At 47.8% G+C, this 12,137-nt stretch carries 16 protein-coding genes; 11 read left to right on the forward strand and 5 right to left on the reverse strand.

Annotated elements, in window-relative coordinates:
* Positions 1-126: 126 nt before the first annotated feature.
* The 9 genes from ACKFKF_RS17915 to ACKFKF_RS17955 all read left to right on the forward strand — a co-directional run bounded on the left by ACKFKF_RS17915 (position 127) and on the right by ACKFKF_RS17955 (position 6,338).
* The gene (locus ACKFKF_RS17915) at positions 127-651 is read left to right on the forward strand and encodes a DM13 domain-containing protein (RefSeq protein WP_446868929.1); all 525 of its coding nucleotides are present in this window, start codon (positions 127-129) and stop codon (positions 649-651) included.
* A gap of 89 nt (positions 652-740) precedes the next feature.
* Positions 741-1,109, forward strand: a complete 369-nt coding sequence (locus ACKFKF_RS17920; RefSeq protein ID WP_446868931.1) for a hypothetical protein — start codon at positions 741-743, stop codon at positions 1,107-1,109.
* Positions 1,110-1,162: 53 nt separating this feature from the next.
* Complete coding sequence (locus tag ACKFKF_RS17925; protein WP_446868933.1) at positions 1,163-1,675, forward strand: hypothetical protein; 513 nt, start codon at positions 1,163-1,165, stop codon at positions 1,673-1,675.
* 52 nt (positions 1,676-1,727) lie between these two features.
* On the forward strand, positions 1,728-2,048 hold the full coding sequence (locus ACKFKF_RS17930; RefSeq protein ID WP_446868934.1) for a hypothetical protein: 321 nt from the start codon (positions 1,728-1,730) through the stop codon (positions 2,046-2,048).
* 103 nt (positions 2,049-2,151) lie between these two features.
* Positions 2,152-2,796 (forward strand): thioredoxin family protein, encoded by a 645-nt coding sequence (locus ACKFKF_RS17935; protein ID WP_446868935.1) that lies wholly within the window; start codon positions 2,152-2,154, stop codon positions 2,794-2,796.
* A 9-nt stretch (positions 2,797-2,805) separates the two neighbouring features.
* A complete protein-coding gene (locus ACKFKF_RS17940; protein ID WP_446868936.1) occupies positions 2,806-3,498 on the forward strand; it encodes a cytochrome c biogenesis CcdA family protein in 693 nt (230 codons plus the stop codon).
* A 17-nt stretch (positions 3,499-3,515) separates the two neighbouring features.
* Positions 3,516-4,121: a cytochrome b/b6 domain-containing protein gene (locus tag ACKFKF_RS17945; protein ID WP_446868937.1), complete on the forward strand. Its 606-nt coding sequence runs from the start codon at positions 3,516-3,518 to the stop codon at positions 4,119-4,121.
* Positions 4,122-4,134: 13 nt separating this feature from the next.
* Positions 4,135-4,836, forward strand: a complete 702-nt coding sequence (locus ACKFKF_RS17950) for a molybdopterin-dependent oxidoreductase (RefSeq protein WP_446868938.1) — start codon at positions 4,135-4,137, stop codon at positions 4,834-4,836.
* Positions 4,837-5,006: 170 nt separating this feature from the next.
* Complete coding sequence (locus ACKFKF_RS17955; protein ID WP_446868940.1) at positions 5,007-6,338, forward strand: hypothetical protein; 1,332 nt, start codon at positions 5,007-5,009, stop codon at positions 6,336-6,338.
* Positions 6,339-6,481: 143 nt separating this feature from the next.
* On the opposite strand, the gene ACKFKF_RS17960 is transcribed toward ACKFKF_RS17955, so the two are convergent.
* The 4 genes from ACKFKF_RS17960 to ACKFKF_RS17975 form a co-directional block, all read right to left on the reverse strand.
* Entirely contained in the window at positions 6,482-6,874 is a 393-nt protein-coding gene (locus tag ACKFKF_RS17960) for a VOC family protein (RefSeq protein ID WP_446868942.1), read from the reverse strand.
* Complete coding sequence (locus ACKFKF_RS17965) at positions 6,871-7,212, reverse strand: TfoX/Sxy family protein (protein WP_446868943.1); 342 nt, start codon at positions 7,210-7,212, stop codon at positions 6,871-6,873. Before ACKFKF_RS17965 ends, ACKFKF_RS17960 begins: the two co-directional genes overlap by 4 nt.
* 436 nt (positions 7,213-7,648) lie before the next feature.
* On the reverse strand, positions 7,649-8,563 hold the full coding sequence (locus ACKFKF_RS17970; protein WP_446868944.1) for an alpha/beta fold hydrolase: 915 nt from the start codon (positions 8,561-8,563) through the stop codon (positions 7,649-7,651).
* Positions 8,564-8,609: 46 nt separating this feature from the next.
* Positions 8,610-9,554 carry a DMT family transporter gene (locus ACKFKF_RS17975; RefSeq protein ID WP_446868945.1) on the reverse strand — a complete coding sequence of 315 codons (945 nt, stop codon included), beginning with the start codon at positions 9,552-9,554 and terminating at the stop codon, positions 8,610-8,612.
* A 116-nt stretch (positions 9,555-9,670) separates the two neighbouring features.
* On the opposite strand from ACKFKF_RS17975, the gene ACKFKF_RS17980 reads away from it, so the two are divergent.
* Entirely contained in the window at positions 9,671-10,333 is a 663-nt protein-coding gene (locus tag ACKFKF_RS17980) for a CGNR zinc finger domain-containing protein (RefSeq protein ID WP_446868946.1), read from the forward strand.
* A gap of 225 nt (positions 10,334-10,558) precedes the next feature.
* Positions 10,559-11,620, forward strand: a complete 1,062-nt coding sequence (locus ACKFKF_RS17985) for an IS110 family transposase (protein ID WP_446868947.1) — start codon at positions 10,559-10,561, stop codon at positions 11,618-11,620.
* Positions 11,621-11,897: 277 nt separating this feature from the next.
* On the opposite strand, the gene ACKFKF_RS17990 is transcribed toward ACKFKF_RS17985, so the two are convergent.
* Positions 11,898-12,137 (reverse strand): hypothetical protein (locus ACKFKF_RS17990; RefSeq protein WP_446868948.1); only part of this gene is annotated, 240 nt, incomplete at its 5' end.

Raw genomic sequence — 12,137 nt, forward strand, 5'->3', positions numbered from 1 at the left:
TTAAAAGATAGGTTTAAAACTCTCAGAGAAACCTCAGTCCAGATTTAGGTTGCAGAGTGAAGATACAAATAAGCCAACACAACAAAGCGGCTGAACCACAAACATTCAACTCTATGGAGACAAACCATGAAACTCAATCAACTCATCCCCTTCGGTGTCATTTCCACGATCGCGCTTGCATTGCCGCTCTTGTCCCAAGCCGGACAAGATTTTAGACCTGTTACGAGCGGTCAGATGTACTCTCAGCAACTTCAAACTTCACGTCAACCTGCTACGATCGCTCAAGCAGGCGGAACGATTGCAGCCGTCGGAACCTTTGCGGCAGCCGAAAAGCCGACCGTTGGAACGGCTCGCGTTGTGGTCGAGAATGGTCAACGCTATTTAGTGTTCGATTCAGCGTTCCAAACGAGCGATCAAGGTCCCGACCTGCATGTTGTGCTTGACCCTTCAAACAAGCCCCCTGCAACGTACCAAGACCTGACTCAATACATCAATCTCGGCAAACTGCAAAAATTCGCTGGAGAGCAGCGTTATCCGATTCCTGCAACGGTTGATTTGAGCAAGTTCAAGTCAGTTGGGATCTGGTGTCGCATGGCAAACGCAACTTTTGGTTATGCACCCCTGCAAGCTCCAAGCAATGCTACTCGCTAAGAGATAACACCAGAGCAGTGCTTCTTGCCTTCGATTCACGTCTGAGCATCATTCCAATCTTCAACCCACTACACCCTGAGGACAAAACCATGAGACGCTTTTTCACAGTAACCCTACCCATTCTCGCGCTGAGTACATTCATTGCCACTTCTGCTAAAGCAGAAACTCGTGTCGATCGTCAACCTTTGAGCTACGACAGCGCGATGGTTCAGCTCGCTTCTAACCAAGCATTACTCAGCCCCTTTGACCTTGCTTTTCTGGCTCAACGGGGTTATCTGAAGGAGCAAGGAATTAGCAGCTATGGCACGCTGGAGACATCATACGAGGCTGGAACTATCACGGCGAAAGACGTTGTACAAGCAGCAATCCGAGCCAATCGTTTGCCAGAGTCTACGCTACAAGATCGAGGCTATTTGAGCGCACTGGACAGCAACCTCCGAAGTTTCAGTAGTCACTAGAAACGGCAGCTTAGAGTTCAACGCCAAAATTGCTAACTATTGGAGAATAGAGCATGAAACCGATTTTTGCTAATTATCTTTCTGCATTCCTTTTGAGCGCTGCCACAACTGCAATTTCACTTCCCGCTTTTTCTGCTCCACTTCCACGAACCTCGATCGCCACAGCCGCCCAAATGCTGACTTCCTCTACTTCTAATGCTCCAACTGTCACGAGTTCTGCTGTTGTCGGCAATCATCATCTGATCCGAGTAGCCGTTGCGAACCATGCGCTGAAGACTTTAACAATCAGCATTCCCAGCCAAATGGAAGGATTTTCAAACATCCAAGTCACCGATCAAACAGGTAAAGCAATCACCAGCAAAATTTCTGCAAATAAGCAGCAAGTTGTCATTGCCTTCGATCAAGCTGTGACTCCGGGTAGTGCTTTGGAGATTGACTTTTCTGGTGTTCCTCAAATTACACCTTGGAACCAGGTTTTGGAATATGGAGTTTCAGCGGAGCAAGAAGGTTTAGCTGGACAAATTCCCCTTGGTACAGCTAGAGTTCAAGTTCCATTCAGCAGTTAAGCTGATTCACACCTCGATCGAACACATTCACTCTACACTCCGGATACAGATCATGAATCGAAGAATTGTTGGTTTAGTCAGTACTTTCGCTTTAATCAGCAGCCTTACAGCTTGCTCCAGTGCCCCGACAGGAACTCAACAAGCCGCGCCTTCTCCAAGTGCTGCTAGTACGACTCAGCCCGATGCGATGAAGCAAGGCGGAGATGCAATGAAGCAGGGTGATGCCATGAAGAAAGACGGCGACGCAATGAAGAAAGATGGTGATGCCATGAAGCAGGGTGATGCCATGAAGAAAGATGGTGACGCAATGAAGCAGGGTGATGCCATGAAAAAAGATGGCGACGCAATGAAGAAAGATCCTACTAAGCTTTAATCTTTTCGTTGCTTCTTCAAACAAGGTTTGTCGATCGACGACTTACCCGTTCAACGCAAAATTATTCAAATCGTCGATCCGCTCTTCATTCTGTGCAACCTCGATGAACAAAAGTTCTTCTCAGCGTCGCCAACTTCTACTCTACAAGAATTTCCGCCAACGCCGCCAACTTCTGTTCTACCTCGGTTTGGGTCTCTTTGGCGCAGGTGCAGCAACAACACTTAAATTAGGCACTCAGCGACAAAACTCAACTGCAACGAGCTTACCCACGGCAACTAAACCAGAAATAACTCCTGGCTTAGCTGCTGCTGAAATGACTCTCCCTGATTTTCAGGAAATTCAGCAGTGGTTAAACTCCGATCCTTTGTCGATCGCGGATCTCAAAGGCAACGTTGTCTTAATTCAGTTCTGGACATTTGCCTGCATCAACTGTCAGCGTACGCTCCCCCACATGAGTCAGTGGCATCGTCAATACGCCGCACAAGGATTGAAAGTAATTGGGGTTCACACCCCAGAATTCGTCTTTGAGCGCGATCCGAACAATATCAAACGTGCACTACAGCAGCATCAAATTACTTACCCTGTTCCGATCGATAACGATTACGGAACCTGGAAAGTCTATCGCAATGAATATTGGCCTCATCTATTTTTGGCAGACCGACGGGGTGTGATGCGTTATGACCATGTTGGAGAAGGCGCTTACGATACGACTGAGCAAATGATTCAGCAACTCTTGAAAGAGAGCTAACGGTCTGCTATGAACTCATCCACTCTTTCCTTTCAAATTGCAATTCTCGCTGGCATCGTGACAGTTTTATCGCCCTGTGTGCTGCCGATTCTTCCAGTGCTGGTGGGGCGATCGCTTCAGTCTCATCGCTATGGTCCGATCGCGCTGGTTGTAGGTCTAATCAGTGGCTTCGCGGTTGCAGGGAGTCTACTCGGCATCAGTGCAAGTTGGTTGACCGGATTCGCGAATCTTTTGAGAACTACTGCGATCGCACTTCTACTAATTCTTGGACTCTTCACCCTGTTTCCAAAATGGGGGTATCATCTGTCTAGCTACTTGCCGATCCAGCAATGGACAAAGGAACGTCCTCGAATTGGGCTATGGGGTGAGTTTTGGCTGGGCACTCAATTGGGATTGTTATGGACACCCTGCGCGGGTCCGGTTCTCGGTGGAATTCTCGTTCTCGCAGCCGTGAATCATCAGGTAATGGGCGCTTTTGGGTTGCTACTCGCTTATGGATTTGGGACGGCGTTGCCCTTAATTGCAATTGCGTATGGAGGACGGAAACTCGGTCAGCGACTGTTGGGTTTACGCCGCTACAGTGAAGTTCTGCAAAAAATCGGCGGTGCGATCGTGCTGATGACCGCACTGTTTATTCTACTGGGTTGGGATGTGCAGATGCAGCTTTGGCTTGCTCCACTCTTTCCCAGATTTTCGATCTAGTTTCAGGAACTTTAGTCATGACTGCAACACCCGCGAAACGCCCAAAATCCCCGCCTATTCCTAATCAAGCTTTGCTGGCGAAGATCTTTCACTGGATAAATCTGATCAGTCTCTTTGTGATGCTGTTCAGTGGATTGCAAATTTACAACGCGAATCCGGTGTTTGGTGGACGGGGAGCTTGGCATTTTCCGAGCTTTTTAACGCTAGGTGGATGGCTCGGCGGGGGTCGCAATTGGCACTTTGCGGCAATGTGGTTTTATGCTTTGAACTTACTATGGTATGGGCTGTATATACTGATTTCGCGCCGTTGGCAGAAACGCTTTGCGAGCGGAAGTGATGTGAAAGCGATCCGAGTTAGTCAGAATGCGAAACGCAAGAATTACGCACTTCACCGATTTGTCTACACCGCGATTCTTCCGGTTTTAGTGTTAGCGATCGCGTCCGGTCTAGCCATGTACAAACCTGCTTCACTGCACGGATTGTCAAGCCTATTTATCAATTGGCAAACGCTTCGCACGATTCATTTTGTCACCGTTCCGATCGTGATTTTATTTACTTTTGTTCACTCATTGCTAGCGTTGAAAGTTGGAACCATTCGCTTGGTCAAGTCGATGTTTGTTTAAGGATAGTGCAAAGATGTCTAAACCGATTTCTCGTCGTCAACTGCTGCACTGGTCTGCGTTGTCTGGTGCTGGATTGCTGCTCAATAGCTGCGGTTCAAGTTTTGGATCGAGCGAAATTGGACAAGCGTTTGAACCTTTGAATCAAGCGACTCAAGCTCTATTACTGAGCCAGAAGCCTGTGCCTGAATTCCCGATTAGCGCGATCGAGCCGAATAAACTTCTCATCAACACGTTCGATCAAACGCCGCAGATTGATCCGAAACAATATCGATTACAGATTGAAGGTGAAGTCAATCAACCGATGCAGCTTAACCTTAGTGATCTTCAGGCATTGCCCATGACCTCAATGGTGATTCAGCATGTCTGTGTTGAAGGATGGGCAGCGATCGTGCAATGGGGTGGAGTACGATTGCAAGAGTTACTCCGACTGGCTCAACTAAAATCGAGTGCTCGCTATGTCTACTTCAAATCAGCCGATGGCTACTATGAAAGTTGGGATCTAGCTTCTGCCATGCATCCTCAGACGCTGATGGTGTATCAGAAAAATGGGCAGCCGTTGTCGATCGATAACGGTGCGCCGTTGCGTCTCGCGTCTCCGATCAAACTTGGCTACAAACAAAGTAAATGGGTCACGCAGATTGTCCTAACCAATCAACTCATGTCAACCAAAGGATATTGGGTCGATCAAGGATATGAATGGTTCGGAGGATTATAATTCCCCCATGAGTTGGCGGAGTAAAGACTCAACAATTTTATTTGCAATATTGCAAGTATGACTGAGAAAAGTAACAATCAAACGACCGAGACTAAAATTACATTAACGACCAAGTTCACCGAACGTGAATAACCATGCTGCATAGATGTCTACTACTTGGACTAATCGCATTGACCACCGCTCCTGGATGGGCGATCGCTCAGTCTATTGATTCGATCAGTCAGCGCTCAGGCGATCGGGCGGCCCCGCTTGACTTCAAAGGACGCTATCTCATTTCAATTTCCGATGCAGATATGTTGGCATCGGCGTATGTAGATGGTCGGTTGGGTGCGCGTGAAGGGCAAGATACGATTAATGTTGTTCCTTTGAGAGGACACGCGAGAGATTTTCGCGCCTATGCAGCAGCAGCGAGTAACTCAGTTGCTGGACCGCCGACGGCTGTAACGGTTACGCCGAATGGTCGCTATGCACTGGTTGTTGAGACCTTTAGACCGCGACCTACAGGGGATGAGCAAACTCAAACCTTTGCTAACCTCACCCATGGGAATCGCATGACGGTGATCGACTTAAGCGATCCAACTCGTCCTAAGTCAGTGCAGGAGTTGGTGATCGCAGAGCGTCCCACTTCTGTCAGCATCAATCATTCTGGCTCTTTGGTTTCAGTGACTTTTCACCCAGACGGGGCAGGCGCAAGAACTCCCCTAGCGTTGATTCCGTTTGAAAATGGGCGATTGGGACAACCCGCCTATCCTGTTGTTCCTCGAATACCACAGGGAAATGAACTGGTTCATGCAGAATGGCATCCAACTCAAGATACGTTGGCACTGGTTAATAATACAAGGGCAGAAGTCTCTTTTGTCCAAGTGATGCGTCAAGCCACAGATTTTGAGCTTCAGCCCAGCGGCAATGTTGTACAGGTTGAGAAATTTCCATTCATGGCTCGCTTCACAGCCGATGGTCGGCATGTGATCGTCAACAATCTCTATTGGGGCGCGGATGTGGAAGGAACTTGGAGCGAAGCCCCTCGCGGCAGCGTGGTTAGTATTCGACTTGCAGCAGGAACTCAGGCGGATGGTTCATCTCGCCATGCGCTCGTTTCGCGGGCAATGACAGGTGTTAGCCCGGAAGGATTAGCACTCAGTCCTGATAATCGTTATGTAGTGACAACGAATCTGGAACGCAGTTATTTGCCTTATGACGACGAGCGCATTACCTGGTTTTCCTCAGTGAGTCTGATCACGCTTGACCCGCAGACGGGGCAGTTAAATCATGTAGCGGATTATCCATTTGATGGCATTTTACCGGAAGCCGCTGTGTTTGATGCCTCTAGTCAGTATCTAGCGGTCACGAACTACGACCACTTTGATGATCGCATTCAGGGAGGGGCGATCGACTTTTGGCGCATCGCGTCAGATCCGCTAAACCCTCACCCCATGCTAATGAAGACTCGTTACTCAGTTCCCGTGACGCGGGGCGTACACTCAATGGTGTTGGTGCCATAGATGGTATTTCGTCAGGTCTAGTCTCGTTATCGCTGAGACTGTTTACCCAAAGACTAAGCTGCCCAACGTTCCCAATCACCCGCGGCGGATAACCTTTGCATCATAGCCGACCATCTCTCGGCGGTCAGCGTGCATGGGCGTTGTTAGCCGCTGATCGGGGAACAAAGCTCAATTAATGACCCCTCTCTCGAACGAACATATGCAACTACTTGCCCCCAAGGTTTTGTGTTCGGCTCCTTGATGGAAATTGCGCCAGCGGCAACTGCCTTAGCATAGGACGACGCTACGTCATCGGTGACAAACGCCAATTCAACTCCAAAAGGAATAGCAGTGAGATCAGGTTTTTGATAATGCCCGTTGAGATTCATTTTACCCATATCATGTGAAGCAAAAGCAAGCACCGTTTCGCCCGTATTCAACTCACCATACTGACCAGACTCATGCAAGAAGCGCGTTTCAAAACCAAATGCATCCTTGTAGAAGGTCAGTGCATCTGCAACCGATGAGACGTAGACAATAGTGTAGCCAAATTTCATGTTTTTGCTTTTTTAGATTTTGCTTTTTTGGGTTTCGGGGCAGGAACCTCACTTGCTGTTAATTGAATGAGATTTGACATCCACTGTCGATCATCAAGCTGTTCTCCAATCAGGAAGTACGGTTTGGCACCTGGATATGGCGGTGCTTCTACAACATTACCAATCATGGAACGCCCACCAGCAGTTGGCTTTATAAAGAGTTGGTTATCGCAAACAAGCGCAATGACTTTCTCATCGTAGTAGATCGCATATTCGCCAAACATTTTTTTGAAAGAGATTTGCCCTGCTTCGTTGATTTGATCGCGGACATATTCAACAAAGTTTAAGTCTGAAGCCATACGTCTCCCTAGCTCTTGGTGAGATTCAGCAAGTATAACTCATGGGGCAAGCCGCGCTCACCGGACGCAGATAACCTTTGCAACTCAACCAAGGTAATTGCTCAACCTAGAGAAATCAGTAGTTACAGACCTTTTACCCACTATTTTTGGTAATTCTCTGTCGCGAAAATCACGAATTGTGCGCTTTTAGCCTATTCCTCTGGTCAGAAAATGACTGAAAAATGACTGAAACCCGCATTTTGCCTAAGTTGAGCAATTACCAACCAAGTATACTGTGACGTTCCGGTGCAGCGCGTTTCATGCGGCTTTCGCAATAAATCATTGCTGCAACACTTTTCTCAGAAAACATCGACTGCGCTCTTGAGAAAAATGTGCTGACCCTGAGCAATCGACGAGTAGTTGGAAAACTACATTCACAGCTAAGGAGGGCAGTTTCTTAAGTAAGCTGCACGAACTGATCAATTAATAGTGCAATGCTTTCAGAAGCATCCTCATAGCAATAGTGTCCAGCATTCTCCAATCGATGCACAACGCCCTTTGGAAACGCCGCCTCAAATAGCGGAATAAAATACTTGGGCAATAGGGTTGGGTCTTTCATCCCTTCAATTAGCAGGGCGGGCTTGCTACGAATGGTAGCAACTGCACGATCGCTCGGTGGCTCGAATCTCAATGTGCCCTCGGCAATGGCACGCGCCCAACCGATCGCACCCAGGCACTCTTGAGGCGTTGTAAAAGGCGAACCGTAAGCTCGAATCCAGGTCGCGTCAACCTGAGAAAGCCGCTCGAATCCATTTAGCTTCATGGTACTAAGGATGTTGTAGTTTAAATTCCCAAGGACTGGCTCAAAGCTGCTATCTTTGTAGGCTTTGATAATCCACTGAAACCATGCGGCTTCGGCGATATTGAGCGGCAGGAGTTCCTGCTCTAGCGACAAACCGAGCGGCACGAAAGCATTGGTTACAACCAAGCGAGTGATGCGATCGGGATGCCGCATTGCCAGTCCTGCGCCGACTGGTCCACCAAAGTCGTGCATGACGAGAGTAATGTCTTGTAGATCCAGATCGAGCACCAGCGCTTCGAGGTTGTCAATGTGATCGTTTAGCGTATACTCACGGTTCTGTGGCGTTTCACTTTTGCCAAACCCCATGTGATCTGGCACAACGACTCGATGCCGTTGCGCCAATGTTGGAATAATTTCTCGAAACAAGTAACCCCAGGTTGGCTCTCCGTGCAGACAAAGGATGGTTGCGCCTGTTCCTTCATCTACGTAGTGCATTTGAAATCCAGGAGCCGTTGAAAAATGAGGCGCGAACGGAAAGGTTTCATCGAAGGTTTCATGATTTGAAATCATAGTCAGTAATACCTCTCAGATGTGCAAATATGTTGTGCAAACGTGTTCATTGACTTGTTGTTTCAAGGCGAGTCATGCCATATACAGCAGACACGATCAGAACCATGCCGAAGCCTTGAACGATCGTTAACCGCTCATCCAAAAATACATAAGCTCCACACGCGCCAAAAATCGGAATTAACGTTAAAAACTGGGCTGCAACACTAGCTGGAATTCCTTGCAGCGCAATCAGATACAACCAAAATGCTAGAGAAAATTGGATGATGCCAGAAGCAATGACCAATCCCCAAATTGCTGGATGAATACTGGCTAATTGAATGCTTTCACTTTGCTCTAACACCAGCCACATGAGCATAATCCAACCGAGTCCAGCAGTCTGCTGCATGGCGGCTAGCGGCAACGGATCGAGGCTTTTGACACTTCGACGAGACAAAATCACGTAAAGCGCTGCACAGCAGGTTCCTAACACAATGAATGAATTACCGATGAGGGAATCACGACTTAACTGTGGATCAAACCCAACTGTGAGAAATACTCCTGCGATCGACGTCATTGAAAATGCTAACAGTAAAGCGCTAACTTGTTCCTTTAACAGCAGAGCAGCGAGTCCGGTAATGATTACAGGCTCAACTGTGCTGATTAGGGCAGTGTTGCTAGCGGTGGTCATGGCTAAGCCGAGATGTCCTAATGTATAAGCAAAGCCTGGTTCTAGCAAACCTGAAAGGGCAAACTTCATTGTTTTCCAGGTTAGGAGGGGTTTGAATTGCAGCACTGAAGATTGGCAAAAAGATCTACGAAAGCGGTGCAGTGCAACTATACTCCACAGAAATACGACGCTGGCAAACAGTTGCAAATTAAGCAGGGTGAGCGGAGGAAGTTGCTCCAATGCTCTCTTGCTCATGACTGTTCCCAACCCCCAGCAGCCCGCAGACAGAACCATGACCCCGATCGATTTGCGTTTGAGGCTAGTTTTGGCAGAAAAAAACGACATACAACCCCCTACCAGTTCTAGGCTGGCTGATACTAACCTTCTAAACGCTAATTAGTGGTTAGGTTACAGCATAGCTTATAACCAGTAAAATTGCTTTAGAAGGTTACAATAAAACTATGGAACCCTCAGCGAACGAATCGACCCAGCAAGATTGGAGCCAGTTGAAGCGAGTGAGTGGCTGGCTGTGCTTGAATTTTGTCAATACTGTCGATCGACAGTTCGATCGAGAAGCCACTGGCTACTCTGAAGATTGGTTCACCGACTATGCTGACCTTGTTGCTTGGGGACAGCAGACTCAGATTCTGAGCAAACCACAAGTAAATCGACTGCTTCAATTCACCGCTCAACAACCTGATTTGGCTAACGTTGTGTTTGAAGATGCGATCGCCCTGCGTGAAACGATTTACTGCATCTTTTCAGCGATTGCCGCTAAACAGGAGGTGGCAAAAGGCGATTTGGATAGACTGAATACTGTTTTGAAAGAAGCACTCCCCTGGCAACAACTCGTCTCCACAGCAGAGGGGTTCGTTTGGACGTGGGTAGACTGCGATCGGCTGGACTGCATTCTCTGGCGTGTAGTGCGTTCAGCGTCAGATTTGCTAACTGCTAAAGAATTAAAACAAGTGCGCGAGTGTAGCGGTGAAGACTGTGGTTGGCTGTTTGTAGACACAAGCCGCAATCGCAGCCGTCGCTGGTGTGATATGGAAACTTGTGGCAATCGAGCAAAGGCACATCGACACTATGAGCGCTGCAAACAGAAAAGTGAATCAATGCCTTGATGCTGCTTTACTTTTTCGTGAACGATCGCTGCATTAACAACCTTAAGTACCGTCTCACCAACAATCTCACACTGCCTGAACCCGGAACACTAACAGATAAGCTTTCGGCTATGTCCCCACCAAGAACTCAGAGAATCTATGCAAGCCGTGAGAGGAGAAAAGAAACCTCCGATACCTTGGAGGTAGAAGATTAAATCCCTCTCAAAGACAACCTCGGAGGCTGATATGAAAATTCTCGCAATTGACCTGGGAAAATTCAAGAGCGTTGCTTGTCTGTTTGATACGACGACCAATCAAGCAACTTACGAAACGATTCCGATGTTTGAAAGCGCGATCGAGAATCTCCTGCATCAAAGCCAAGCAGAACAAGTAGTGATTGAAACCTGTACCAATAGTGGCTGGGTCTATGATATCTGTCAAACCCAAGGCTACCGGGTTTTAGTCGCAAATCCGAACCAAGAAGCATGGCAATGGCGCAATGTGAAACGCAAGACGGACAAAGACGATGCGTTGAAATTAGCAAAACTCGCTGCCCTGGATCAAATCCATCCGGTGCATGTGCCCTCTGCATCAACCCGGCAGTACCGCCGATTGGTGAAGTATCGCAAGACCTTAGTTTGGCGGATGAATCAAATCCATAACAGTATTCGAGCCTTGTTAATGGCACAAGGCATGACGATGCCGAGTCGAGCGAAAGCTTGGACAATTGAGGGCATCAAGGCATTGAGACAACATTGTAAACCCATTGCTGAATGCAGTATCGATGAACTGTGGAAAGGAGAGCTAGATCTCGAATTGACCTTGCTAGAGCACTTAGAAGACCAGCATGACCAAGTTGAAAAGCAACTGAATCAACTGGCAAAACACGAAGAGCAAGTGCAACGATTGATGACGATTCCGGGAGTCGGACGGCGCACGGCTGAAGTTATCTTCACCGCCCTTGATAAACCTGAACGCTTTGCCAATGCACGTCAAGTTTCAGCCTATGCGGGACTTGTACCTGACCAGCGCCAATCTGGGCAGACGAATAAGCTCGGATCCATTACTCGTCGAGGGTCACGACTGTTGCGAGGGGCATTAGTCGAAGTGTCCTGGATGCTCTTACGGTTCAATCCTTGGGCACAACAGACCTATGAACGCATTTGTGGTGGACAGAAAACCCGCAAGAAAACGGCGATTGTTGCGTTAGCTCGTAAGCTCTTAGTTCGATGTTGGGCAATGCTCCGAGACAAGCAATCTTGGAACCCAGATGGCACTCCAATTCCAGTCAGCACAACGAATGGATGAAACATCGTTCAAAACTCAACATTGGGACAACGAGTTTAAGGGATTGCATCAACATCAATGATTGAAAGTCCAGTTTGGATGCTTCGAGCGTGAGCTTGTAGTTATGCCTAGTTGAATGAAGATTGTCGAAGCGAATAAGCCACGCTCCCTTTGTAAAAACTCTTGAGACAATGCGAAAGTTGCAAATTCAGTGATGAAACTGCAATCGGCATTGACACCTCGGATAGTCGGTTAGATACCAAACTGACAACACTCAATCACACAAGTTTAGAATTGCTTAGCTCTTCTTTCGCCAGAAAGAAGATGGATTTGTTCGGCTTCTTCTCACATCTATCTGAGTCAAAACAGCCTGAATCCCACTTGACATACTCACGGCTACATAGTCGGCATAACGTTCCGATTGAGCGGCTGCCGATAACCTTTGCACAACACCAACCAACTTTGCCAGTCCGCTCCAATCGGGTTGTGTACGCCCAGCATGGGTGTGATCTAATGGGGTGAAAGTCCCCTGTGGTGG

This window comes from Phormidesmis sp. 146-12 (genome assembly GCF_052939495.1).

Coding starts and splice junctions, on each gene's coding strand:
- ACKFKF_RS17940 (WP_446868936.1), top strand. CDS start 2,806: ATGAACTCATCCACTCTTTCCTTTCAAATTGCAATTCTCGCTGGCATC.
- ACKFKF_RS17945 (WP_446868937.1), top strand. CDS start 3,516: ATGACTGCAACACCCGCGAAACGCCCAAAATCCCCGCCTATTCCTAAT.
- ACKFKF_RS17980 (WP_446868946.1), top strand. CDS start 9,671: ATGGAACCCTCAGCGAACGAATCGACCCAGCAAGATTGGAGCCAGTTG.
- ACKFKF_RS17935 (WP_446868935.1), top strand. CDS start 2,152: ATGAACAAAAGTTCTTCTCAGCGTCGCCAACTTCTACTCTACAAGAAT.
- ACKFKF_RS17975 (WP_446868945.1), bottom strand. CDS start 9,554: ATGTCGTTTTTTTCTGCCAAAACTAGCCTCAAACGCAAATCGATCGGG.
- ACKFKF_RS17950 (WP_446868938.1), top strand. CDS start 4,135: ATGTCTAAACCGATTTCTCGTCGTCAACTGCTGCACTGGTCTGCGTTG.
- ACKFKF_RS17965 (WP_446868943.1), bottom strand. CDS start 7,212: ATGGCTTCAGACTTAAACTTTGTTGAATATGTCCGCGATCAAATCAAC.
- ACKFKF_RS17970 (WP_446868944.1), bottom strand. CDS start 8,563: ATGATTTCAAATCATGAAACCTTCGATGAAACCTTTCCGTTCGCGCCT.
- ACKFKF_RS17920 (WP_446868931.1), top strand. CDS start 741: ATGAGACGCTTTTTCACAGTAACCCTACCCATTCTCGCGCTGAGTACA.
- ACKFKF_RS17985 (WP_446868947.1), top strand. CDS start 10,559: ATGAAAATTCTCGCAATTGACCTGGGAAAATTCAAGAGCGTTGCTTGT.
- ACKFKF_RS17925 (WP_446868933.1), top strand. CDS start 1,163: ATGAAACCGATTTTTGCTAATTATCTTTCTGCATTCCTTTTGAGCGCT.
- ACKFKF_RS17960 (WP_446868942.1), bottom strand. CDS start 6,874: ATGAAATTTGGCTACACTATTGTCTACGTCTCATCGGTTGCAGATGCA.
- ACKFKF_RS17930 (WP_446868934.1), top strand. CDS start 1,728: ATGAATCGAAGAATTGTTGGTTTAGTCAGTACTTTCGCTTTAATCAGC.
- ACKFKF_RS17915 (WP_446868929.1), top strand. CDS start 127: ATGAAACTCAATCAACTCATCCCCTTCGGTGTCATTTCCACGATCGCG.